This window comes from Bradyrhizobium sp. SZCCHNRI3043 (assembly GCF_032377735.1).
GTDB lineage: Bacteria > Pseudomonadota > Alphaproteobacteria > Rhizobiales > Xanthobacteraceae > Bradyrhizobium.
In genome coordinates this window covers 1-22,988 of record NZ_JAUHID010000026.1, presented here as the reverse complement: position 1 = coordinate 22,988, position 22,988 = coordinate 1, and the positions used below count along the sequence as shown (strand labels likewise).

Here is a 22,988-nt window from a genome sequence, read left to right as displayed (position 1 = left end):
GCCTGAGTTAGAACAACACACGCCTTCACTCAGGTTGTCGCGATCCTGAGCTGGATCTTCCACCCTTGCTCAGACATTCCGCCACCGCACCAGCCGATGCTCGATCGCGCTGGCACTGCGATCCACGATGAAGCCGACCAGGCCGACGACGACGATACCGAGCATCACCAGCGCCATTTCGAAGCGCTCGCGCCCTGAAATGATCAGGCCGCCGATGCCGGGCCCGGCGGCCATGAAATACTCGGCGCCGATGGTCGCCAGCCACGCATAGATCAGGCCGAGATGCAGTCCCGTCAGCACCGATGGCGTCGCCGCCGGCAGATACAGCGACCACACCAGCTGCAGCCGGCTGAACCGGAAGACCTCGCCGACCTCCCTGAGCTTGACCGAGGTGGAGCGGACACCCTCGACGGTGTTGAGGATGACGGGAATGGAGGCGGCCAGCGCGATGAATACGATCTTGGCGGCCTCGTCGAAGCCGAACCAGAGCGAGATCAGCGGAATCCAGGCCAACAGCGCGATCTGCTTGAGGCCGTTGAACCAGGTCGTGAAGATGCGGTCGGCGATGCTGGAGAGGCCGAGCAACAGGCCGACGAGAATGCCGATGTCGGCGCCGAGCGCAAAGCCGAGCAGATCTCGCTTCAGGCTCGCCGCCAGCGCGTACGGCAGCTCGCCGCTCGCGACCTCCTGCCATGCGACCCGAGCCACCTTTTCAAGCGGCGGCAGAAATTGCGGATTGACGAAGCCGGAATGGCTGCCGGCCTCCCAGTCAACGAGCAGCAGCAGCGGCAGCACGAGCCCGCGCCGCAGACCGGTCGTTGCCGACGTGGCGACGCTCTCAGACGCCATCGGTGCGCCACCGCTGCAGCCGCGCCTCGACGCTCGCCAGCAGCTTGTCGCTGGCAAAGCCGATCACCCCGATCACGATCATCGCCACCAGCACCGTGTCGAGCCAGAACATCTGCCGGCCCCAGACCAGCAGATAGCCGAGCCCTTCCGACGAGGCGAGCAGCTCGACGCTCACCAGTGCAATCCAGGCATGGGTCAGCCCGTAGCGCAGGCCGGTGAAGATCGGCGGCACTGCACCCGGCAGCACGACATGGCGCAGCATCTGCAACGGCGAGAAGCGGAAGGTCTCGCCGACCTCGACCAGCGCACGCGGCACATTGGCGATCCCGGCGCTGGTGTTCATCGCGACCGGCACGAACGCCGCCTTGGCGATGACCACGATCTTCAACGTCTCGCCGATGCCGAGCAGCAGCATCGCCAGCGGGATCCATGCGAGTGCAGGCACCTGCGCGATCGCGGTGAACAGCGGGCGGACGTGATCGTCGACCCGCCGCGACAGTCCCATCGCCGCGCCGAGCACCAGCCCCGCCCCGGCACCGACCGCAAAGCTCAGGAGCACACGCAGCAGGCTGATGCCGGCATGCTGCGCCAGCTCGCCGCTCGCGAGCATCTCGTTGAAGGCATGCAGCACGTCGGCCGGCCGCGGCAGGATCTGCTCGGCCAGCCAGCCGCGCTCGCTGCCGATGATCCAGACCGGGAGCGCGACGGCGGGGAAAATCAGCAGCCACGCCGCGGCCTTTGCGCGCACGACCAGAACCGAGACCAGCGCATGGGCCGGCCATTCGCGCCACACACGCGCGCCGAGCGCGCGCCTTGAGCTCAAACTTGGGCTCAGATCAGTCTCGAGAACCGCATCGCTCATGCATCGCTCCGGCTGCCTTGGCTCGCCCTGGGATCAGTTGCGCCGTCATGCTCGAGCGTGCGCAGCACCTCGTTGCGGAGCCGGACCAGGTCGTCGTCGCTGCGCGCGCGTGGCCGGGCCGCCGCGACATCGAAGATGCGCGAGATGCGGCCGGGGCGCGGGGCGAGGACGACGACGCGGTCGCCGAGAAACACGGCTTCGTCGACGTCGTGGGTCACCAGGATCATGGTGATCTTCTCATGCGCCCAGATGCGCTGCAGCTCGGTCTGCAGCCGGGCCCGCGTCAGCGCGTCGAGCGCGCCGAACGGCTCGTCGAGCAGCAGCAGCCGCGGCCGGTTGACCAGCCCGCGCGCGATCGCCGCACGCTGCGCCATCCCGCCCGACAGCTGATGTGGATAGGCGTCGGCAAAGCCGTCGAGGCCGACCAGCGCGATATGCGCCGCCACCGCCTCGCGCTTGTCGGCCTCGCTGATTGGCGCATTCTTCAGACCGAGCGCGATGTTCTGGCGGACCGTGGCCCAGGGAAACAGCCGCGGCTCCTGGAACACGATGCCGCGCTCCAGGCTCGTGCCGGTGACGGGTTCGCCATCCTGCACGATGCTGCCCTTGTAGTCGCGATCGAGCCCGGCGACCAGGCGCAGCAAGGTGGACTTGCCGCAGCCGCTCGGACCCAGGAGCGCCACGAACTCTCCGGGCGTGACGGTCAGTGAGACGTCGTCGAGGGCCGCGATCGGCGCGCCATTGACGGTGAAGCTCTTCGAGACGCCGCGCACCTCCAGCCGGCCGCGGGCGGTTGCGGCCGGCGTCTCAGCGCGATCTGCCCGCTCAACCGCGAGGCTCATTGACCCGCCGCCACCGGCTTGCCGTCGGCCCCGAAATCCTGCCAGTAGCCGGCCAGCCCCTGCTCCTTCAACGCCTTGTCGAGGAAGGTGCGGTCGAACCAGCCGTCGATCTCGACGTTGCGGCGGAGCAGGCCGAACTCCTTGGCCTGCCGCGCCTGGACGCGATAGCTCTCGATGATCGAGGCATCGATGATCGGCGTGTTGCGGTATTTCAGCTCCTGGTCCTTGAAGTCGAACCGATAGCCCGACGCCGGGAAGCCAGAGCGCGCCGAGATCTCGAAGAACGCCCCGCGATTGGCCTCGTCCGACGACCAGCGCGCCGCGCGCACGATCGCCGAGACGATCTTCTGCGTCACGTCGGGATGGGCCGCAATAAACGCCTCCTGCCCGATCAAGCTCGAGTGCCGCTCATAGGCCGGGTTGTCGCCCTTGGTCGTGTAGATGATCTCGGCGATGTTCTTCTCGGCGAGGCTCGCGAGCGGGAAGTTGCCGAAGGCCGCATCGATGTCGCGCGACGTCAGGGCGGCGTTGGTCGTCGCCGTGTCCATGTTGATGACCTGGACGTCCTTCTCCTGCAGGCCGTAGCCCGCCAGCACCTTCACCGCGGCGAGATGGTTGTTGGTGCCGCGGAAGATCGACACCTTTCGGCCCTTGAGATCGGCGACCTTGCGGATCGGCGAGTCCTTCGGGACAGCGAGGTAGATCGGAGCATGCGCGCCGGCGGCCAGCAGGATCTTCGTCTTCAACCCGTTGGCGCGGCCGATGATCTGGGGCAGATCGCCCTGCAGAGCGAAATCGAGCTGATTGTTGGCGAAGGCTTCGTTGACCGCGGGACCCGCCCCCTTGAAGAACGACCATTCGATCTTGACGTCCGGCAGGTCGCGCAGCTCCTGCTCGACATAGCGCTCGGCATGGGCAATCGCCGCGGACGAGCCGCCGGAGAACTGCCGGTTGTCGGCCCCGACCGAAGCGAAGCCGATCCGCACCGTCAGCGGCTCGGCTAGGGCCGCGGCCTGGCCGAGCAGGCCAAAGGTCAGCGCGGCCAACAGCCCGATCAAGAATTGCCTGCGCGTCGACATCATGTCTCCTGTCCTTCTGCTGATCTGGCGTGCCTCGGCAAGGCATCGAGAGGGATGGCTTCGTCTCCCACGGAGAGAACCGACAAGTTCCCACTCGATGCCGAGCAGCTGGGATCACGACGCCTTGGTGTCGAAGCCGGTCGGGATGAAGGCCGGCAGCTTCTCCTCGATGAACTGCTTGACCTCCGGCGACTTGAAGACCTCGATGAAGGCCTTCAGCTTCGGATTATCCTTCTTATCGGCCCGCGCGGTGAACCGGAGCACCAGGCCGTCATCGATCGTCCGGTCGATGATCAGCGCCGATTTCGGATCGCCGCCGGCCGGGATCAGATAGGTGATGTTGACCAGCCCCAGCGTGACGTCATCGAGCGAGCGGTAGGTCTGCGCCGGATCGAGCTCGACGATCTTCAGGTTCTTCGGGTTCTCGACGATGTCGAACTTGGAGACCGAGAAGCCCTTGCCGGGAGTCAGCTTGATCAGACCGGCGCGCTCCAGCAGGATCAGCCCGCGCGCGCCATTCAGCGGCTCATTGGGAATGGCGACGGAGTCGCCGTCCTTCACCTCCTCGAGCTTCTTGATCTTCCTGGAAAACAGCCCGACAGGCGCGATCACGCCGACCTTGTCCACTTGGACGAAATTGTAGCCGCGCTGCTTGTTCTGCAGAGCGAGGTAGGTGGCGTGCTGGAACAGGTTGGCGTCGACGTCGCCGGAATTCACGACCTCGTTGATCGCAACCCAGTCCGATAGCTCGACCACCTTGACGTCCTGCCCTTTCTCCTTGGCAAGCTTGGCGGCAAACCCGACCAGTTGGCCGACCGGACCGGCGCTGGTCGAGATCTTCAGCGGCTCGTCAGCACGACTGCCGACGGACAGACCGGACACCAGGCCCACGGCCAGCATCACGCGCAACAGCATCTTCATCAACATCCAATCCTCGTTTTAATAGTCCGTCACGATCGAGCTGAGAATGATGTGCAGCGGCGCTGTTCCTGTCGAGCGCTCGCGACAAAAAACGATGCGCGTTCTGCGACGCGTGGCTTGCGAGACCCGTTTCTTTCCCGATCGTGCCGCCGAAGCATGCGTTTGTTGTCCAGCTCGGATGGCCGAGACGGATGACCGGTGCGCGCCGTGTTGCGCGCGAGGCAGCGCAACTGCCCGGAAGACCCGTTAGAATCGTCACAGACGGCAGTGAAACGATATCGCTCCGACATGTCGCGACAGAACGATTGATCCGCCGTGCTACTCAAATGAAAACAACGTGCTCCGGTCGAGCTGCTATCGTCGAATCCGATCGCCAGCGCTATCCGCTGGACGATTCAGTTCCGATCACGATTCTCGAAAGTCGAACGATGACCAGACCGCGCGAGCTCAGGATCAACGCCTTCAACATGATGGCCCCGAGCCACAATTGGGGCGGGCTGTGGTCACACCCGCGCGATCAGTCCATCAACTACAACACGCTCGACTACTGGGTCGACTATGCCAGGACGGCCGAACGCGGCCTGTTGGACGGCATTTTCCTCGCCGATGTGTTCGGCGTCTACGACGTGTACGGCAACAGCGCTGACACCGCCTTGGCGCAAGCGATCCAGTTGCCCAATGCCGAGCCGACCTTGCTGGTCTCGGCGATGGCGCTCGTCACCCGGCATCTCGGCTTCGGCATCACCGCCAACCTCACCTATGAGCACCCCTATCAGTTCGCACGGCGCTTCTCGACGCTCGATCATCTGAGCAGCGGCCGGATCGGCTGGAACATCGTCACCGGCTATCTCGACAGCGGCGCGCGCGGCATGGGCCTGCCGAAAAATCACGCCCATGACGACCGCTACGATGCGGCCGAGGATTTCCTTGCCGCGGTCTACAAGCTCTGGGAGGGCAGCTGGCAGCCCGGCGCGGTTCATCGTGATCGCGCCACAGGCCTGTTCACCGATCCGTCCAAGGTGCATCGGGTCCAGCATCAAGCCGCCCATTTCAAGGTCGACGGCATTCATCTCGCCGAGCCGTCGCCGCAGCGCACGCCCCTGCTCTACCAAGCGGGCACGTCGAAGCGCGGCCGCGTCTTCGCCGCCCGCCATGCCGAGGCCATTTTCCTGAACGGTCAGACCCGGCCGGTGCTGGCGCGCGCGGTGCGCGAGATCCGGGAGGCGGCGAAAGACGCAGGCCGCGATCCCTACGACATCCGCCTGTTCGCCGGCGCGACCGTCATCGTGGCGCCGACGCAGGCCGAGGCCAACGACCTGCTCGCGGACTACGCCGCGCATGTCGACCAGGCCGGACAGCTTGCGCTGCTCTCAGGCTGGGCGGGCATCGATTTCTCGACCTACAATCCGGACGACCCGATCCGATATGTCGAAAGCAACGCCATCCAGTCGATGGTCGAGAATTTTACCGTGCGCAGCGAACGGCCGGTCCGCATCGGCGATCTCGCCGCCTTGAGCCGCGCCGGTGCCCGCTCACCCTTCGTCGTCGGCTCGCCGCAGGACGTCGCCGACGAGCTGATCGCCTGGGCCGACGAGACCGACGTCGACGGCTTCAACCTGTTCCGCCTGGTGGCGCCGGAATCCCTCGAAGCCTTCGTCGACCTGGTGGTGCCGGAGCTGCAGTCGCGCGGTGTCTACAAGACCGCCTATCGCGACGGGACATTGCGGGAGAAGCTGTTTCCCGGCCGCGGGCCTCTCCTGCATGCAACGCATCCTGGCGCGCGCCATCGCGATCCTGCTCTCCTGCAGCAGCTCACGCCGGAAAGGACCGACGCGGCGGAGTGACCGGGGATCAGCTCGACGAGCCGCTCTCACCTCCGATCGCTGTCACGATCGGTCGCTACGTCGTTTCGACGGGCGGAACGGGCAACGCCGTCAAGGACTTGATCTTTTCCATCGCAAACCGCGACGTCACATTCTTCAATGCGACGGAGCCGATGAGCTTCTTGTAGACCAGATCATAGCTCTGCATGTCAGCAACGACCACGCGCAGCATGTAATCGACGTCGCCCGCCATGCGGTAGAACGGCCACGGCTGCGGCATCGAGCGGCGTGCCGTCGGAGAACGTCACGCCTTTGCGCAGCTTGAAGACATAGTCCGTCCGCTCCGCATTGAAGGTCCAGCTCTCGGCCAGCCAAGGCTCGATCTTCAGCGTCTTCGGATTCTGATAGGTCAGCTTGTCGGTGATCTGATTGAGCACGCCGCCATTGGGGTAGAAGCCGCCGGCCGGGGGGTACGGGTTGGTATGCGCCTGCTGCTCGAGATAGATCAGCCGTCCACCCGTGACGGGTGCGGTTCCTTGCGCACCGGCGGCTCTGACACCGCCGCCAAGCGACACGCTCGCGGCCAGCGACGCGGTGCCTGCGAGAAACGCACGCCGGGACGGAGCCGGGGTTCGCAGACCATCCGACATGATCAATCTCCTGAACTAGTGAGCCGCATCGTTCCGAGCTATGCCGGACGGCTGCTAACGAAGAATCTTCCCGCAACTTATGCGAGGAAACGCGAAGTTTGCTGGCAATTTGGCAAGCTGAAATGGAATGAAGCAGTCGCCGATAAGGATCGAACGAGAATGTTCCTCACTTCGACCTTCTCCGGGACGGACGCCGAGATTGTCCGGGCATGTGAACTCCATCTCGTCGGCGCATAGGCGATGAGGCTCGCGCCGGGGAGATGAGACCATTGCAGGCGGTCCCTACCCCGCTGTGCCGATCCGGTACTGGCCGGGCGGCGGCGTGCCGTTGACGGCGAAGTCGCCGACGATGCGGTCGCGATAGACCCGCGGATTGTGCGAGATGATGGTCCGCGCGTTGCGCCAGTAGCGGTCGAGCGCGAGCGGCTTCGCGGCCGAGAGGAGGCGCCGAGCGCGTCGAACAGGATGGTGGTCGCCTGCAGCACCAGGTCGGAGACGACGGTGACCGACTGGTCGAGCTCGATCTCCGCAATTGCGATGGCGCTGGCGGCACGCTCGTCGTCCCCGGTCAGATGCGCCTCATAGGCGCGCTGCAAGGCCTCGGCGACCTTGAGCACGATCAGGCCTGCGGCATAGGCATTGCCGCGAACGCGCCCGACGATCTGCAGGATCTGCGGATCTGCCGAGACAGTCGGCGCATTGCCGTGGCTGAAGACGCGCTTACGCTCGCGGACCAGGCGGGCGACGTCGCCGGCCGCGGCGCGGCCGATGCCGGCCAAGGTCGCGAGGTGCACCAGCTGATAGAACGGATTGGAGTATTTGAAGCGCTCGCTGACCGGAACGATCTGGTCCGGCTCGATCGGCGCATCGGTAAAGATCGCAGTGCCGCTCGCAGTGGTCGCCTGGCCGAACCCGTTCCAATCGTCCAGCACTTCGACGCCGCCGCCATGGCGCGATACCACGACGCCGACCGGATCGCCATTCTCGAGCTGCGCGGCGACGTTGATCCAGTCGGCGAACAGCGTGCCCGTCGTGTAATATTTGCGGCCGTTGAGGACATCGCGTCCATTCTTCTTCGAGACCACGGTCGAGAACGCGCTCAGGCTGGCATCGCCGATCTCGGTGTGGCCATTGCCGAAGAACGTCTTTTCGGCGAGGCGGCCGAGCCACAGCGCGCGGCGCTGCGAATTGCGCGAGTTCAGGACATCCTCGGTGAAACCGAAATGCGCGCGCACCGCGTTGGTGACGTTGGAGTCGCCCTCGGACAGCTCAATCAGCAGGTTGAACAGCTCCGGCAAGGTCGCACCGCCGCCGCCGAACTCCGTGGGCACACGGACCGCGGTGAAGCCGGCGGCGCGCAACGCCTTGATCTCGTCATAGGGAAGCTTCCGCTCGAGATCCCGCTCCACGGCGCTCGCCCGGATCTTCTGGAACAGCGGCCGGAACGGCTCGGCCAGTTGCTCATAGCGCGCGCTGGGGACACTGCCCCAGCCGAGTTCGATCTGCGTCATGCTCATTCTCCTCTGTCGGGCTCAGCGCTGCGCCACGGCGGCCGCGTTGAAGTCGCGATTGAACTCCACGGCGACGTCGACCTTCTTCGCAATGACGCCGGACGTCAGCAGCACGTCCGCGATGCGCTGCTCGCGCGCGATCAGCGCATCGTCGAACGCGACGAAGGACGATTGCTGGAAAGCCGTGACGAATTTCGCGCGCTGCGGCGTCTGCTTCAGCTTCTCGACGAAGATCGCCTCGATCTCCGCCTTGTGATCCGGATACCAGGCCCAGTAGGCCTTGAGCCGGGTCAGGAAGTCCGCAATCTGCGCCTTCTTCGCCGGATCGCGCAGCACGTCGCCGCGGGCGGTGAAGACGTTGAGGGCGGGAATGTCGAGCTCGTCGCTGTTGACGAGAATCTTCGCCTTGCCGGCCTCGATGGCGTCGACAACCCCGAGTGTCGAGCCGGAGAAGATGTCGACCTTGCCGGAGTTGAAGGCGGCCGCGCTCGTGGTGGTGTCCTGAAGGCGGACCGCCTCGATGTCCTTCTCGGTCAGCCTGGCCTTCACCAGCGACAGCACGTATTGCAGATAGTTGTAGCCGCCATAATTGTGCGACCAGGAATGCCCCTTCGCATCGGCCAGCGTCTCGACGCCGGTGCCGGCCCGCGCCACCGTCACGATCGGCGGATATTTCTTGTCGGCGGTGCGCCAGCCGGCCACGATCTGCAGCGGGACGGTTGCGGCAGTCCATTCGTCCTTGGCCTTGCCCTGCTCGATGATCAGCGAGGTGTCGCCCATGTGCCCGATGTCGATCGCCTTCGAATACAGCGCGGAGAGCTGCGCCGCCGGGCCGGTCAGGGTGACCCATTGCACCTCGTAGGGCGCGCCTTCGAGCACTTTCGACGCGGCGACCGTCTCCGGCAACGTCTGATCCTGGAAGCCGACCAGTAGCACCGGCTTGGCGCCTTCGGCAAAGGCTGCGGTCGTGAAGCCGATCGCCAGCACAGCCGCGGCAACCAGCGATGTGCGGAGACCTGTCGAGAGAGCTGTCTTCATCATCATCCTCATGAGCGTTTCAGATCGGCGCAGCGTCGGTCGCGACGCCGAGTTCGGCCAGCAAGCGCTGGCGCAGCAGTTCGATATGACGATCGGTGCGCGCCCGCGGCCGCGGCGTGTCGATGTGTTCATCGAGGCGCACGCGGCCGCCATTGAGGACCACGACCCGATCGGCGAGGGCGAGCGCTTCGTCGATGTCGTGCGTCACCAGCACCACGCCGGGGGAATGCCGCCGCACCAGCTCATGCACCAGGCCCTGCATGCGAATCCGGGTCAGCGCATCGAGCGCGGCGAACGGCTCGTCGAGCAGCAGCAGGTCTGGCTCCTGCACCAGCGCCCGTGCGAGCGCGACGCGCTGCGCCTCGCCGCCGGAAAGCGTGCGCGGCCAGGCATCGGCATGGCTGGCCAGACCGACCTCGGCGAGCGCCGTCGCCGCAAGCTGGCGGGTCGCGGCATTGCGCGGGTGACCGAGGACGACGTTGCGCCAGACCTTCAACGCCGGCACCAGCCGCGGCTCCTGAAACACGACGGAGCGCGCGGCGGCCACGGCGACCTCGCCCGCGTCGGCGCGGTCCAGCGCGGCGAGGATGCGCAGCAGCGTCGTCTTGCCGGTGCCGGATGGCCCCAGCAGGGCAACGAACTCGCCCTTGCGCACGGAGAGATCGACGCCGTCGAGCACGGCGCGGCCGGCGAAGCTGCGCCGAACGCCGCGCAGCCGCACGGTCTCGGGACCGAAGTCGTTGTCGACGGCGCCCTGCCCGGTCTCGAACGCGACCGGTGAGATCGTGCGCACGCTGGCCAGATCATGCAAAGACAAGCGAGGCCCTCCATGGCAGCGCTGCGCGTTCGACCCAGCGCATCACGAGATCGATCACGATGCCGAGCAGCGCATAGACGATGATGCCGGCGATGATCACGTCGGTGCGCTGGTTCTGGTTGGCGTTGTTGAGGATGTAGCCGATGCCGGAGCGGGCATTGATCTGCTCGGCGGCGACCAGCGCCAGCAGCGACACACCGGCGGAGAAACGGACGCCGACCAGGATCGACGGCAACGCGGTCGGCAGGATTACCCGCAGCGCGATCTGCCGCGGATCGAGGCCGAACACCTTGCCGGCCTCGATCAGCTTGGGATCGACGCCGCGCACGCCGGCATAGGTGTTGAGGTAGACGGGGAAGATCGTCGCGCCATAGATCAGCGCGATCTTGGCGGTCTCGCCGATGCCGAACCAGATGATGAAGAGCGGAATCATCGCGATGAACGGGATCGTGCGCAGCATCTGCAGCGGTGCATCGAACAGCTCCTCGCCGAGCCGCCAGAGTCCGGCGAACAAGCCGAGCGCCAGACCGGTGCCAGCCCCCAGCGCCAGCCCGCTGAGCGCGCGGCGGAGCGAGGCCGGAATGGCCGCCTGCAGCTCACCCGTCGTGATCAGCTCCGCGAATGCTTCGAGGACCGTCAGCGGCGACGGCAAGACGGTGGGCTCGACCATGCCGAAACCGGACACCGCCTGCCACACCGCCAAGAGCGAGACCGGCACCAGCGCCCTGAGTGCATCGCGGCCGCTCGCAATCCATGAGCGTCTGCCGATCGCGGGATCACCGGCGCCGAGATCGACGAGATGCACACGCGCCGCAGCGTCACGCGGGTCGCGGCCAGCGACGTCGACAGCGGCGATGGGCAATCCCGCCAGACTCATGGAAAGACCTTGAATGACAGATCCGGATCACGCTCGATCTGCGCCAGCAGGCCGACCTCCCAATCGAGATAGGCCTTGAAGGCGGCAAGCCTGTCGCCGGGCTGCTGATAAGGTGACCGCCAGACGTCGTCAGCGTCATGGATCAGTGCGGTCTCGCCCGTCTCCAGCGGAAGGCCTGCCGCGCGCCACGCCTGCGTGCCGCCAGCCAGCACACGAACGGATCGTCCGGTCCGCGGCGCAAGCTCCGCGGCGGCACAGGCTGCGAGGATGCCATCGACGGACGTCAGCACGATTGCAGAACCACCCTCGATGTCGCGCGAAACATCGAGCCTGGCGCGGACGGCGAATCTTGCGCCGGGAATGTGGCCGGACGCATAGGCGAGGCTGGTGTCGAGATCGATCACGGTGACCGCGCCCCCGTCGAGCTCGGCCTTCAGCGCGGCAGGCGCGATCGTCTCCACCGCAGGCGGCGCGCGCAGCAAGGGCGGACGATCCGGCCCGGCCAACCGTCCCTCACCGGTCTGCCGCACCGCCAGCGCGTGCACCTCGCCCCAGCCGAGCTGCACCAGCCAGCTCGCGGTGATCGCGGCGCGCGCGCCCACCTCGTCGTCGACGACGACGACGCGGGCGTTGCGCGCACCGACCCAGCGGTCGACGCCCTGGACCAGTTGGCCGCCCTCAGCCCAATGCGCGTCAGGCAGATGGCCGGCCTCGAACTCGGCCTTGCTGCGGACATCGTAGACGTAGAGCGAACGCTGCTCAGCTTCGCTGCGGAAGCGATCCAGCGCCGCCTCGTCGATCCACGACAGCGCGAAGCGGTGTGACAACTGCGCGACCGCGGCCTTCGCCTGCGCCAATGCGGCATTGCTGGGCGGCTGGAGCTCCGCCTGCCGGCCGTGCTCGAGGCTCCAGCCGTTGGCCAGCCAGGCCATCGTGCCGTTCTCGAGCGCCACCACCTTATTGGGCAGGCCGGCATTGATCAGCGCCTGCGCGCCGATGATCGACCGCGTCCGGCCGGCGCAATTGACGACCACGAGATCATCAGGCGATGTGATCAGATCGTGGGCGCGCAGCGGCAGCTCAGCATTGGGCACCGCATGGGCCCCGGGCAGCGAGAAATTCTCGAACTCCTGCAGCGTACGGCCGTCGAGCACGACGATGCGCTCGCCGGCATCGACACGCCCCTTGAACTCCTCAGCCGAAATGCGCGGCGTACCGTAGGCGTGCTCGACGAATTCGCCGAAGGCCTTCGAATAGGCGCCGGAGCCGGTATAGACCTCGCGGCCCGAGGCGGCCCAGGCGGCCACACCGCCACTCAGCAGCGACACGTCCACGAAGCCGAGCTCCGCGAGCTTCGCGGCCGCACGCGCGGCGAGGTCGCCTGGCCCGCTATCGGTCACGACGATCGGCACCGCTCGTCGCTTGAGCAGGCTGCCGGCGCGCAGCTCGAGCCGGCTCAGCGGCAGCGGGACCGAGAAGATGATATGGCCGTCTCCGGCAATCACCCCCTCCTCCCGGACATCGACGAGCGCCAGCTCGGCATTCTCATGCAGGCGGGCCGCAAGGGCATCGACATCGATGCTCGGAAAGCGCGACGGCGCGATCGATACGAGTGGTGCGTTCATCGCAATGTCTCCAGACCTTCCACGACTGAGATTACGGCCGCAGCGCCGCGACATTGGTCGGCGAGCCGAAGCGCGTCTCGCCCGGTGCGGCACGACGCACGGGGCGAGCAAGCCCGAGATGGTCGCGCAGCGTCGCGCCCTCATAGTGCTCGCGGAAGATGCCCTTGCGCCGCAGCAGCGGCACCACCTGCTCCGCAAACGCATCGAAGCCGGAGGCGATCACGTCCGGCATGACATTGAATCCGTCGACGAAGCCGGTGGCGAACCAGTCTGCGATGCCGTCAGCAATCTGCTCGGGCGTGCCGACCACGATGCGATGGCTGGTGCCGCCGCCCTGCGCGCGGATCAGCTGGCGCACGGTCAGATTGCCGCGCTGGGCCGTCGCGACAGCGCCCTTGAAGAAGGTCTGGATGCCGTCGGCCGCCAACGGCAAGGGTGGCAACGGCTTGTCGAGTTCGAGACTCTCAGGGGGAACGCCGAGCGTGCCGGCAAGCCGCCGCAGACCATATTCGAATGGCAACAGCTCCCACAGTTCCTGCTCGCGCTGCCTCGCCTCGGCCTCGGTGCCGCCAATCACGGTGACGAGCCCCGGGAAGATCAGGATATCGGAGGCGCGCCGGCCATGCGCGACCGTCCGCGCGCGCAGATCGTTGCTGTACTCCTCGGCCTCATCGAGGGTGAGCGCCACGGAGAAGACGGCGTCCGCATAGCGCGCCGCGAGGTCGCGCCCGGCGTCGGAGCCGCCGGCCTGCACCACGATCGGCCGCCCCTGCGGTGAGCGCGGCACGTTGAGCGGTCCCGCGACGGAAAAGTGCTTGCCGCGATGATTGATCGCGTGGATCCGCGATGGATCGGTGAGCCGCCCGGCCGCCTTGTCGCCCAGCACGGCGTCATCGTCCCAGCTGTCCCAGAGTGCCCCGACCACCTCGGTGAACTCGGCACCTCTTTCGTACCGCGCGTCGTGCGCCGGACGCACATCCGCACCGAAATTGCGTCCCGCGGCCGGATCAGCCGTGGTCACGACGTTGAGGCCGGCGCGGCCGCGGCTGACATGATCGAGCGACGCCCAGCGGCGGGCGATGTTATATGGCTCGTTATAGGACGAGGATGCGGTGCCGATCAGCCCGACATGCGTGGTCGCCGCGGCGATGGCGGTGAGCACGATGCTCGGCTCGAGCGACTGGAACGATCGGAATTCAGGACTGTCCGACAGCGACGGAAAATCCGCCAGGAACACCGCATCGAACGTCGCGCGCTCGGCGAGCTTCGCAGTGCGGACCCAATAGTCGATGTCGAAGAAGCCTGTGGGATCGGACGCCGGCCAGCGCCAGGCGGCGCCGAACGTGCCGGCGTTGAGAAAGTTGAGATTCAGATGAAGCTGTCTCGCCATGCGCGCCTCCCCGACATCGACTGCGGCCGACCCAACCGTTACATTCGACGCGCGATCAGAACGCCGGAATCTGTCCCGGCAGCCGGTCCTTGATCAGCTGGCGGATGGTGTCGTTCTGGAAGGCGCGGACCAGCGTCGACACCCACGGTGCATCCTTGTCGCGCTCGCGCACCGCAATGAAGTTGCTGTAGGGATTTTCGGCAGGCGATTCGATCGCGATCGAATCCTTGCCCGGAATGAGACCGGCCGGCACCGCGTAGTTGGTGTTGACCACCGCGGCATCGAGATCGCCGAGACTGCGCGGCAGCTGCGCGGCATCGATCTCGCGGAACTGCAGCTTGCGCGGATTGTCGACCACGTCGAGCACAGTCGGCAGCAGGCCGGCGCCCTCCTTGACCTTGATCAGCCTCTCGGCCTGCAACAGCAGCAGCGCCCGGCCGCCATTCGAGGGATCGTTCGGAATCCCGATCGCAGCGCCCTGCTTGATCTCGTCGACCGATTTCACCTTTTTCGAGTACAGCCCGATCGGTGCGATGATCGTAGTGCCGACCGGCACGATCTTGTAGCCGCGCGTCTTGATCTGGTTGTCGAGGAACGGCCGATGCTGGAACGCATTGGCGTCGAGATCGCCTGAGTCGAGCGCCGCATTCGGCAGCAGATAGTCGTTGAAGACGACGACGGACACGTCGAGCCCGTCCTTGGCTGCGATCTCCTTCACCTTCGCCCAGAGAATCTCGGCATCGCCGCCGGAGATTCCAACCTTGATCTTCTGATCGGCAAACGCCGGTACAGCAAACAGCACAAGTCCGGCGAGGATCGAAAGCAGCGTACGTTTCATGTCGCTTGGTCTCCAACAGATCGCATTGAACGACGCTGATAGTGGAGACGAAAGCCTGCGCTGACAATGAAACGCGCAACCAAAGTTGGCCGCGACCAGGGAAGGATCGTTTCTCGCGCGCGAAGAGCGTGGTGTGCTTCTTTCTCTGCAGCCCGTTCGCACCTAAAGAGAGCGATCGAAGCGGATACTCAACGTGAACAATTCCAGCGCATTCTCGACTCTTCTCAGAAGCAGAGCGATCCAGTGACGATTGATGCGTTGAGATGCCGTCTGGTTGGGTGCAGGATGGGCACTCGGGCGAGACTGGACCGCCGCGCGCTGCAGGGGCACCTTTCATGCTCACCGTTTGGGGACGGACAACATCTTCGAATGTCCAGGCGCTGATGTGGTGCATCGGCAAGCTCGGGCTCACATGTCGGCGACATGACGTCGGCCATCGCTACGGCGGAACCGACACGCTGGAATTCCTGGCCATGAATCCCAATGGCACGATCCCCGTGCTGGTCGACGAGGACGATCGGCCGATCTGGGAAACGGGAGCGATCCTGCGCTATCTCGCCGCCCGCTACGGCAGCCCGTCATTCTGGCCGGCCGTCCCGGCAGATCGCGCCAAGATCGACATGTGGGCCGAGTGGGCCAGACTCAACATCGCCCTCGCGTTCACCGGGCCGGTCTTCGGCGCTACAGTACGGACCGCGCCATCAGACATCGACTGGCCTACGGTGCGCCGCGCGATCGGAGATCTGTCGCGTGCGCTCGATATCGCAGAGGCCCGGCTGGCGCGGAGCGATTTCCTGTGCGGCGATGTGATCACGCTGGCAGATATCCAGTTCGGACACATCCTGTTTTGCTATTTCGATATCGGCATCGAACGCCGCCCTCATCCCTCCATCCATGCCTATTACGAGCGACTGTCACAGCGGCCCGCATTTCGCGAGCACGTCATGGTATGCTATGATGAGTTGCGAGCCTTCGTGAGGCCGATCTATCTGTCCAGCCGCTACTCCGCCGCAACAGCCGCACGCACCTGACGCTGGGGCCGGCGCAGGCCGAGATGATCGCGCAGGGTGCGGCCTTCATACTCCTCGCGGAACAGGCCACGACGGCGCAGCTCCGGCACGACCAAGCGAATGAAGTCTTCGAGGCCCGTCGGCAGGGTCGGCGCCATGATGTTGAAGCCGTCGGCGCCGTAATTCTCGAAGCGCTCCTCGAGCTGATCGACGATCTGGCTCGGCGTGCCCACCACCTGCCAATGCCCCCGGGCGCCAGCGATGCGCAGATAGAGGTCGCGCAGCGACAGGCCCTCGCGGCGCGCGAGGTCGACCAGCAGGGCCTGCCGGCTCTTGCCGCCCTCGGTCTCCTTCAAGGCCGGCACCGGCCCGTTGGGATCGGCGTTCAGGATCTCCGTCGTGCCGAGGAAGGTCGCGAGCAGGTCGAGGCCGACCTCGGGCGAGATCAGCGATTGCAGATAGTCGAACTTTTCCTTGGCTTCGCTCTCGGTTTCCGCGACCACCGGAAACACGCCCGGCAGAATCTTGAGGTCGTCGGGCTCGCGGCCGAACTTGGCCAGCCGGCCCTTGACGTCGGCATAGAACGCGACGGCATCGGCGAGCGTCTGCTGCGCGGTGAAGATCGCTTCCGCCGTCCGCGCCGCCAGCGCCTTGCCGGGCTCGCTCGACCCGGCCTGTACGACGACCGGCCGGCCCTGCGGCGACGGCGGAATGTTGAGCGGTCCCCTCACCTTGAAATGCCGACCGCGGTGATCGAGAACATGCAGCTTGGCTGCGTCGAAATAGACGCCGTCGGCGCGGTCGCGCAGGAAGGCGTCGTCGTCCCAGCTGTCCCAGAGCCCGTCGACGACATCGGCGAACTCCTCGGCGCGCGCATAGCGATCCGCATGCGGGATGAGGCCGTCATGATTGAAGTTCAGCGCGGCCGAGGCATCCGTCGAGGTCACGAGATTCCACCCAGCCCGCCCACCGCTCAGCCGGTCGAGCGAGGCGAACTGCCGGGCCACGTTGAACGGCTCGTTGTAGCTGGTCGACACCGTCGCCACGAGACCGATCCGCGACGTCACCGACGACAGCGCCGACAGCAGGGTCAGCGGCTCGAACGGATACACGCCAGTATGCGCCTTGCGGCTCGCAGCATTGAGCCGGTCGATCTTGACGCCGACCTGATCGGCCAAGAACACCGCGTCGAACTTGGCGTCCTCGGCAAGCCTGGCGAATTGCACGAAGTCCTGCAGCGTCTGGCTGTCGGAGGCATCCTTGGAGCGCCACGCCGCGACGTGATGGCCCGTGAACAGAAGAAATGCACCGAGCGAAAGCTTGTCTTTGCGGCGAGCCATCCGGAGTCTCCGAGACGAGGTTGAAATGGTCAGTTCAGGTTGAGGAATTGATCACAGAGATCGGCGGAGCTGCCATTCAGGCTCTTTGCGCCGCGCATCGCCTGGCAACTGGAACGTCAGATGCGCCATGATACGCACGGGCTTCAGAGAATTTGCTTTTTTTGTTGGTGAAGCGCACGCGTGAACACGTTCGCTGTAGCCAGTTTTTACAGCCGTAATCTTTTCATTATCGATCTAAGCTCCAAAGTGGATTGATTTGGCAGATGTTCGATGGATTACTCGTGCAACCGACTGTCAGATGACATGAAGTGATGATCGTTGAGCACCGCGATATCGTAGCCCTTCTCGGACCGATCACCACCTATCGGCGCCTCAAGCGGATCGCGTCGTGCTCAAAAATCAGATGGAGCGTCATTCACTCTCGACACTCAAGCGCTGGCGTGGGGGTGAACGAAATAATGCGAATGCACGAGATTGTCCGAGGGACGACATGTCGAACGTGACCCGTCTTGCCAAGGTGCTGCGGCGGACGACGTTGCAGGCGGTGCCGACCGTCATCGGCATCGTCATCCTCAACTTCCTGCTGCTACAGCTTGCACCAGGCGATGCGGCCGACGTGCTCGCCGGCGAGTCGGGATCCGCGACCATGGAGACGGTCGCAGCCCTGCGTGCCCGGTTCGGGCTGGATCAGCCCGTGCTGGTCCAGCTGATTGCCTATCTCGACAATCTCGCCCATTTCAGCCTCGGCTTCTCGCCGCGCTACAATCTGCCGGTCTCCGACATCATCGCGCAGCGGCTGCCTGGCACCGTCATCCTGATGCTGACCGCGCTCACGCTCGCGCTCGCCGGCGGCATCGCGCTCGGCACCGTCATGGCGACCTACGCCGGGCGCTGGCCGGATCGGCTGATCTCGGTCGGGATCACGCTGTTCTATTCGATCCCCGGCTTCTGGATCGGCTTGATGCTGATCCTCCTGTTCTCGGTCAAGCTCGGCTGGCTGCCGAGCGGCGGCTCCGGCACGATCGGCGCCAACATCAGCGGCTTCGAGGCCGTCATCGATCGGGCGCGCTACATGGTGCTCCCCGCGCTGTCGCTCGCGCTGTTCTACATCGCGATCTATTCGCGCCTGACGCGCGCGGCGATGCTCGATGCGCAGACCCAGGACTATGTGCGGACTGCCGCGGCCAAGGGCCTCTCGCCGTTCGCGATCACCTTCGGCCACGTGCTGCGCAACGCGCTGCTGCCGGTGACGACGGTGGCCGGCATGCATCTCGGCGGTCTGCTCAGCGGCGCCGTCGTCGTCGAGACGGTCTACAGCTGGCCCGGGCTCGGCCGCCTCGCCTTCGAGGCGGTCATGAGCCGCGATTTCAGCGTGCTGCTCGGCATTCTCCTGCTGTCGTCCCTGCTCGTGATCATCGCCAATGTTACGGTCGATCTCGTGCAGGCCTGGCTTGACCCGCGTATCGAGACCCGCTGATGCTCCAGATCAACACGCGCACGACCCTTCTTCAGCCGGAAGCCGACACGCCGCCGATTGCCGTCTCGGCCGAAGTCAGCCCGTTGTCCTGGCCCAACCTGCACGCCGCCGACACCCATGTGATCAGTGCGACCAGCCACAATGTTCGCCGCCTGACCGTGCTCCGTCTGGTGCGCAATCCGTCGGTGGCAGCGGGCGGCGCGCTGCTGTCGCTGATCATCATTGCCGCAGCGCTGGCGCCCTGGCTGTATCCTGGCGATCCCCTGTCGATGGTGGCGCGGCCGCTGCTGTGGCCCGGCCAGACCACGGCGTTTCCGTTCGGCACCAACTCGCTCGGCCGCGACGTCGCCGCCGGCCTGTTCCATGGCGCGCGGGTGTCACTGCTGATCGGCGTCGTCGCCACCTCGATCGGCGTCAGCGTCGGGATCCTGGTCGGCGCCACCGCAGGGTATCGCGGCGGCTGGATCGACGATGTGCTGGTCCGCGTGATCGAGCTGTTCCAGACCGTGCCGAGCTTCATCCTGCTGGTCGTGCTGGTCGCGATCGCGCAGCCCTCGATCCTGACCGTGACCTGGGCGATCGGTCTCGTCACCTGGCCGACCATCGCGCGTCTCGTGCGGGCCGAATTCCGCGTGCTGCGCGAGAAGGATTTCGTGATGGCCGCGCGCAGCCTCGGCTTCGGCCATGGCCGCATCGTGATCCGCGAGATCCTGCCGAACGCCCTGCCGGCGATCATCGTCACGGCGTCCGTCATGGTCGCGACCGCGATCCTGATGGAGGCCGCGCTGTCGTTCCTCGGTCTCGGCGATCCCAACGTCGTCAGCTGGGGCAGCATGATCGGCTCCGGGCGCGAGCTGATCCGCACCGCCTGGTATCTGACCGCCCTGCCCGGCGTGGTGATCGTCCTGACCGTGCTGTCGCTGAACCTGATCGGCGATGGCCTGACCGACGTGCTCAATCCGCGCACCAGCGTGAAGCGCTGACCATGGCCACCCTGCTGGACACCGAAGGGCTGACAATCCGCTTTCCCAACGCGACGCCGGTCAAGTACCTCAGCTTTGAGGTCGCCGAGGCGGAGACGCTTGCGATCGTCGGCGAATCCGGCTCGGGCAAGTCGCTGACCGCGCTCGCCCTGATGCGGCTGCTGCCGAAGACGGCGCGCATCACTGACGGATCGATCCGCTTCGCCGGCGAGGATCTCGTCACCGTGCCGGAGCCCGCGATGCGCGAGCGCCGCGGCCGCGACATCGCGATGATCTTCCAGGAACCGATGACCTCGCTCAATCCGGTGCTCACGATCGGGCGCCAGATCGTCGAGGTACTGCGGCTGCATCGCGGGCTGACGCGCGCCCAGGCGCGGCGCGAGGCGCGCGACCTGCTCGATCTCGTCCGCATTCCCGATCCCGACCGCTGCCTCGACGACTATCCGTACCGGCTCTCCGGCGGCATGCGCCAGCGCGTGATGATCGCGATCGCAGTGGCCTGCCGGCCAAAGCTCCTGATCGCGGACGAGCCGACCACCGCGCTCGACGTCACCATCCAGGCGCAGGTGCTGGAGCTGCTCGACCGTCTCAGGCGCGAATTGTCGCTGGCGCTGCTGCTGATCACCCATGATCTCGGCGTCGTCGGCCAATGGGCAGACCGCGTCGTCGTGATGTATGCGGGACGCAAGGTCGAGGAGGCACGGCCCGAGCCGCTGTTCAACGATCCCTTGCATCCCTACACCCAAGGGCTGCTCGCAGCCTCGCCGCGCCTGCACGACGACCTGCATTATCGCAACAGCCGGCTGTCGGAAATTCCCGGCAGCATCAGCTCCGCGGTGCTGGAAAAAGGCTGCCCGTTCGTGCCGCGCTGCCCGTCGCGCCGCGACGTCTGCCGCACTGCCTTCCCGGATCAGCAACTGGCCGGCTTCGGCCGCAGCGTCGCCTGCCATGCCGTGACGCCGCCGATTGCAACAGGACCATCGCTTCATGACGCTGCTGTCCGTCTCTGACCTCACCACCACCTACACGTCAGGCCGCAGCGCCGTGCATGCCGTCGACGGCGTGTCGCTGGAGATCGCGCGCGGCGAGACCATCGGCCTGGTCGGCGAATCCGGCTGCGGCAAGTCCACTTTGGGCAAGACGATCCTGCGGCTGGTCGAGCCGTCGGGCGGCCGCATCCTGTTCGACGGCGAGGACCTCACATCGCTGCCGGAACGGGCGCTGCGCAGCCGGCGTAAGCGGATGCAGATGGTGTTCCAGGATCCGTTCGCCTCGCTCAATCCGCGCCAGACCATCGGCGAGATCCTGAGTGCGCCGCTCGCGGTCCACGGTATCACAACGCGCGCCGAGCGGCAGCGCCGCGTCGACGACATCCTGGCGCGCGTCGGCCTGCCGCCGGACAGCGCCGGCCGCTATCCGCACGAATTCTCCGGCGGCCAGCGCCAGCGCATCGGCATCGCCCGCGCGCTGATCCTAGGACCGGACCTCATCATCTGCGACGAGCCGGTGTCGGCGCTCGATCTCTCGGTGCAGGCGCAGATCCTCAATCTGCTCGCCGAGCTGAAGCAAAGCCTCAATCTGTCGCTGCTCTTCATCTCGCACGACCTGTCCGTCGTCCGCTATCTCTCCGACCGCGTGCTGGTGATGTATCTCGGCCGCATCGTCGAGAGCGGCAGCCATGCGCAGATCTGGCACCGGCCGCTGCATCCCTACACCAAGGCGCTGATCGACGCGGTGCCCGACCCGACGCGCCGCCGCTACGCCGCGCCGCTGCCGGGCGACCTGCCAGATCCGTGCAGTGTCGGTGGCGGCTGCCGCTTCCAGCCGCGCTGTCCGATCGCGACCGAGATCTGCCGGACGCAGGACCCGGCGCTGCGCGCCGCCGCAGCCGGACATCACGTCGCCTGCCATCATGCGGAGCCGGCACTGCACTCCTGACTGACTCTGCTCGTACTCCGTCACAAGGAGCAGATCCGCCGCGGTCCTCGCCGTCATTCCGGGGCAATCGCCAGTGCAAAGCCGCGAAGCGGCGGCGCGTTGGCGATTGAACCCGGAATCTCGAGCTTGTTGGACATGAACGCAAGACAATCTCGAGATTCCGGGTTCAAGGCCTGCGGCCTTGCCCCGGAATGACAGTGGGCGAAATGAACAGTGCCTTCTAAGCGAACATCGACCAGTACATCGGCGAAGTTCTGATGCCCTGTGCAACGACATCGTGCGGCAACCTTTCTCCACGCTTCAAACAGCAGGCATGGCTTCGCGATCTCGCGGCGATCTCCGCCCAAGTTTTGTCTGAGTGAACCTCTCCTTGAGACGAAGAGGCGCAGGGAAGACCGGGTATCGGCTGATACCCGCGGTCCGCGTGCAGCAGAAAGCACGCGGCAGAACCACAGGTTCAGCCCAATATCCGGCCTTCCCTGCGCGACGGTTTGAACGGGTTATAGGCGCTCTCCCCGGGGATCGGCTGTCTTGCCCCCGTCGCCGGCGGATCATCATCACCGCCGGCTTGGCATCAGCACCGCGATGCCAGGACCACACCACTTCGCCGTCGCATCGCTCCGTTCGTCGGCCCGGCTGTGACACCCGGCTGCAGAGCAACACGCCCGTCACCTCTCCGGCTCGACGCTCGTGACGATCGCGAAACGTCCCTCTTCAGCGAGCCGGGATGCGCGAGAATGTGGATGTGATTTGCCCGACGACGCAAGTGAGGAGTCCGCGACAAACTGGCACGACGGGCAGTTGGCGCATGCGGGGCATGCGCGGATTGCCCGTCGGGCAGATGATCCATCGCACGACGACCGGGCGTCCGTGAGTGGCCTCGCCCCTCTCCCATCGTTATGGCCATGCTCGGTCACAGCCATCCACGTCGTGGTCATCACGAAGAAAGACGTGGATGCCCGGGCCTTCGTCGCGGGCCCCGCGCTGAACGAGGCAGCGAGGGCGGTCTCGATAGCGAGCGAAGCTCACGAGTTTTGTGCACTGGACTGCACCCCTGAAGTGAGACACGATAATTTCTGTGACAGGCATTTCGAGGATGACCTGTGGCAGCAAGAGGG

General features: G+C 65.8%; 20 protein-coding genes and 3 pseudogenes. 7 read left to right on the top strand and 16 right to left on the bottom strand.

The window, feature by feature from the left end; translation table 11 throughout:
- Nucleotides 1-69: 69 nt before the first annotated feature.
- The 5 genes from QX124_RS29615 to QX124_RS29595 all read right to left on the bottom strand — a co-directional run bounded on the left by QX124_RS29615 (nt 70) and on the right by QX124_RS29595 (nt 4,553).
- The gene (locus tag QX124_RS29615; RefSeq protein ID WP_315799062.1) at nt 70-849 is read right to left on the bottom strand and encodes an ABC transporter permease; all 780 of its coding nucleotides are present in this window, start codon (nt 847-849) and stop codon (nt 70-72) included.
- Nucleotides 839-1,711 carry an ABC transporter permease gene (locus QX124_RS29610; protein ID WP_315799061.1) on the bottom strand — a complete coding sequence of 291 codons (873 nt, stop codon included), beginning with the start codon at nt 1,709-1,711 and terminating at the stop codon, nt 839-841. The genes QX124_RS29615 and QX124_RS29610 overlap by 11 nt, the downstream gene beginning before the upstream one ends.
- A complete protein-coding gene (locus QX124_RS29605) occupies nt 1,708-2,553 on the bottom strand; it encodes an ABC transporter ATP-binding protein (RefSeq protein ID WP_315799060.1) in 846 nt (281 codons plus the stop codon). The genes QX124_RS29610 and QX124_RS29605 overlap by 4 nt, the downstream gene beginning before the upstream one ends.
- The gene (locus QX124_RS29600; protein ID WP_315799059.1) at nt 2,550-3,632 is read right to left on the bottom strand and encodes an ABC transporter substrate-binding protein; all 1,083 of its coding nucleotides are present in this window, start codon (nt 3,630-3,632) and stop codon (nt 2,550-2,552) included. The genes QX124_RS29605 and QX124_RS29600 overlap by 4 nt, the downstream gene beginning before the upstream one ends.
- 114 nt (nt 3,633-3,746) lie before the next feature.
- Complete coding sequence (locus QX124_RS29595) at nt 3,747-4,553, bottom strand: MetQ/NlpA family ABC transporter substrate-binding protein (protein ID WP_315799058.1); 807 nt, start codon at nt 4,551-4,553, stop codon at nt 3,747-3,749.
- A gap of 428 nt (nt 4,554-4,981) precedes the next feature.
- Here QX124_RS29595 and QX124_RS29590 point away from each other — a divergent pair, with 428 nt between their 5' ends.
- Nucleotides 4,982-6,397 (top strand): LLM class flavin-dependent oxidoreductase, encoded by a 1,416-nt coding sequence (locus QX124_RS29590; protein ID WP_315799057.1) that lies wholly within the window; start codon nt 4,982-4,984, stop codon nt 6,395-6,397.
- Nucleotides 6,398-6,452: 55 nt separating this feature from the next.
- Here QX124_RS29590 and QX124_RS29585 read toward each other — a convergent pair.
- From QX124_RS29585 to QX124_RS29545, 9 genes and pseudogenes are all read right to left on the bottom strand, one after another.
- Nucleotides 6,453-6,659 (bottom strand): annotated as a pseudogene (locus QX124_RS29585) (Lrp/AsnC ligand binding domain-containing protein); the annotation flags it as partial.
- Nucleotides 6,640-7,026 (bottom strand): annotated as a pseudogene (locus tag QX124_RS29580) (ABC transporter substrate-binding protein); the annotation flags it as partial. The pseudogenes QX124_RS29585 and QX124_RS29580, both read right to left, overlap by 20 nt.
- Nucleotides 7,027-7,308: 282 nt before the next feature.
- Nucleotides 7,309-8,537 (bottom strand): annotated as a pseudogene (locus QX124_RS29575) (acyl-CoA dehydrogenase family protein).
- 21 nt (nt 8,538-8,558) lie between these two features.
- Entirely contained in the window at nt 8,559-9,575 is a 1,017-nt protein-coding gene (locus QX124_RS29570) for a hypothetical protein (RefSeq protein WP_315799056.1), read from the bottom strand.
- 19 nt (nt 9,576-9,594) lie between these two features.
- A complete protein-coding gene (locus QX124_RS29565) occupies nt 9,595-10,296 on the bottom strand; it encodes an ABC transporter ATP-binding protein (RefSeq protein ID WP_315799094.1) in 702 nt (233 codons plus the stop codon).
- 82 nt (nt 10,297-10,378) lie between these two features.
- Nucleotides 10,379-11,254 (bottom strand): ABC transporter permease, encoded by an 876-nt coding sequence (locus tag QX124_RS29560; protein ID WP_315799055.1) that lies wholly within the window; start codon nt 11,252-11,254, stop codon nt 10,379-10,381.
- Between the two features lie 11 nt (nt 11,255-11,265).
- Complete coding sequence (locus QX124_RS29555; RefSeq protein ID WP_315799054.1) at nt 11,266-12,894, bottom strand: rhodanese-like domain-containing protein; 1,629 nt, start codon at nt 12,892-12,894, stop codon at nt 11,266-11,268.
- A 31-nt stretch (nt 12,895-12,925) separates the two neighbouring features.
- Complete coding sequence (locus QX124_RS29550) at nt 12,926-14,284, bottom strand: LLM class flavin-dependent oxidoreductase (protein ID WP_315799053.1); 1,359 nt, start codon at nt 14,282-14,284, stop codon at nt 12,926-12,928.
- Between the two features lie 55 nt (nt 14,285-14,339).
- The gene (locus QX124_RS29545; RefSeq protein WP_315799052.1) at nt 14,340-15,122 is read right to left on the bottom strand and encodes a MetQ/NlpA family ABC transporter substrate-binding protein; all 783 of its coding nucleotides are present in this window, start codon (nt 15,120-15,122) and stop codon (nt 14,340-14,342) included.
- 335 nt (nt 15,123-15,457) lie between these two features.
- Between QX124_RS29545 and QX124_RS29540 the strand changes: the two genes are divergently transcribed.
- Nucleotides 15,458-16,153, top strand: coding sequence for a glutathione S-transferase family protein (locus QX124_RS29540; RefSeq protein ID WP_315799051.1), 696 nt, complete (start codon nt 15,458-15,460; stop codon nt 16,151-16,153).
- Here the strand turns inward: QX124_RS29540 and QX124_RS29535 are convergent.
- Complete coding sequence (locus tag QX124_RS29535) at nt 16,123-17,472, bottom strand: LLM class flavin-dependent oxidoreductase (RefSeq protein WP_315799050.1); 1,350 nt, start codon at nt 17,470-17,472, stop codon at nt 16,123-16,125. The genes QX124_RS29540 and QX124_RS29535 overlap by 31 nt on opposite strands.
- 490 nt (nt 17,473-17,962) lie before the next feature.
- On the opposite strand from QX124_RS29535, the gene QX124_RS29530 reads away from it, so the two are divergent.
- The 4 genes from QX124_RS29530 to QX124_RS29515 are packed head-to-tail and all read left to right on the top strand — an operon-like array spanning nt 17,963 to nt 21,870.
- Complete coding sequence (locus QX124_RS29530) at nt 17,963-18,949, top strand: ABC transporter permease (RefSeq protein ID WP_315799049.1); 987 nt, start codon at nt 17,963-17,965, stop codon at nt 18,947-18,949.
- Entirely contained in the window at nt 18,949-19,932 is a 984-nt protein-coding gene (locus QX124_RS29525) for an ABC transporter permease (protein ID WP_315799048.1), read from the top strand. The genes QX124_RS29530 and QX124_RS29525 overlap by 1 nt, the downstream gene beginning before the upstream one ends.
- A 2-nt stretch (nt 19,933-19,934) precedes the next feature.
- Complete coding sequence (locus tag QX124_RS29520) at nt 19,935-20,942, top strand: ABC transporter ATP-binding protein (protein WP_315799047.1); 1,008 nt, start codon at nt 19,935-19,937, stop codon at nt 20,940-20,942.
- Nucleotides 20,920-21,870: an oligopeptide/dipeptide ABC transporter ATP-binding protein gene (locus QX124_RS29515; protein WP_315786664.1), complete on the top strand. Its 951-nt coding sequence runs from the start codon at nt 20,920-20,922 to the stop codon at nt 21,868-21,870. Before QX124_RS29520 ends, QX124_RS29515 begins: the two co-directional genes overlap by 23 nt.
- Before the next feature lie 53 nt (nt 21,871-21,923).
- Here the strand turns inward: QX124_RS29515 and QX124_RS29510 are convergent, their stop codons facing one another.
- Nucleotides 21,924-22,217 (bottom strand): hypothetical protein, encoded by a 294-nt coding sequence (locus QX124_RS29510; protein ID WP_315786667.1) that lies wholly within the window; start codon nt 22,215-22,217, stop codon nt 21,924-21,926.
- Nucleotides 22,218-22,800: 583 nt separating this feature from the next.
- Between QX124_RS29510 and QX124_RS29505 the strand changes: the two genes are divergently transcribed.
- Nucleotides 22,801-22,988 (top strand): hypothetical protein (locus tag QX124_RS29505; protein WP_315799046.1); only part of this gene is annotated, 188 nt, incomplete at its 3' end.

Excerpts from the sequence above, each read along its gene's own strand:
- QX124_RS29520 (WP_315799047.1), top strand. The coding sequence starts at position 19,935 with ATGGCCACCCTGCTGGACACCGAAGGGCTGACAATCCGCTTTCCCAAC.
- QX124_RS29530 (WP_315799049.1), top strand. The coding sequence starts at position 17,963 with ATGTCGAACGTGACCCGTCTTGCCAAGGTGCTGCGGCGGACGACGTTG.
- QX124_RS29600 (WP_315799059.1), bottom strand. The coding sequence starts at position 3,632 with ATGTCGACGCGCAGGCAATTCTTGATCGGGCTGTTGGCCGCGCTGACC.
- QX124_RS29555 (WP_315799054.1), bottom strand. The coding sequence starts at position 12,894 with ATGAACGCACCACTCGTATCGATCGCGCCGTCGCGCTTTCCGAGCATC.
- QX124_RS29525 (WP_315799048.1), top strand. The coding sequence starts at position 18,949 with ATGCTCCAGATCAACACGCGCACGACCCTTCTTCAGCCGGAAGCCGAC.
- QX124_RS29590 (WP_315799057.1), top strand. The coding sequence starts at position 4,982 with ATGACCAGACCGCGCGAGCTCAGGATCAACGCCTTCAACATGATGGCC.
- QX124_RS29535 (WP_315799050.1), bottom strand. The coding sequence starts at position 17,472 with ATGGCTCGCCGCAAAGACAAGCTTTCGCTCGGTGCATTTCTTCTGTTC.
- QX124_RS29515 (WP_315786664.1), top strand. The coding sequence starts at position 20,920 with ATGACGCTGCTGTCCGTCTCTGACCTCACCACCACCTACACGTCAGGC.
- QX124_RS29610 (WP_315799061.1), bottom strand. The coding sequence starts at position 1,711 with ATGAGCGATGCGGTTCTCGAGACTGATCTGAGCCCAAGTTTGAGCTCA.
- QX124_RS29595 (WP_315799058.1), bottom strand. The coding sequence starts at position 4,553 with ATGAAGATGCTGTTGCGCGTGATGCTGGCCGTGGGCCTGGTGTCCGGT.
- QX124_RS29540 (WP_315799051.1), top strand. The coding sequence starts at position 15,458 with ATGCTCACCGTTTGGGGACGGACAACATCTTCGAATGTCCAGGCGCTG.
- QX124_RS29545 (WP_315799052.1), bottom strand. The coding sequence starts at position 15,122 with ATGAAACGTACGCTGCTTTCGATCCTCGCCGGACTTGTGCTGTTTGCT.
- QX124_RS29605 (WP_315799060.1), bottom strand. The coding sequence starts at position 2,553 with ATGAGCCTCGCGGTTGAGCGGGCAGATCGCGCTGAGACGCCGGCCGCA.
- QX124_RS29570 (WP_315799056.1), bottom strand. The coding sequence starts at position 9,575 with ATGAAGACAGCTCTCTCGACAGGTCTCCGCACATCGCTGGTTGCCGCG.
- QX124_RS29615 (WP_315799062.1), bottom strand. The coding sequence starts at position 849 with ATGGCGTCTGAGAGCGTCGCCACGTCGGCAACGACCGGTCTGCGGCGC.
- QX124_RS29550 (WP_315799053.1), bottom strand. The coding sequence starts at position 14,284 with ATGGCGAGACAGCTTCATCTGAATCTCAACTTTCTCAACGCCGGCACG.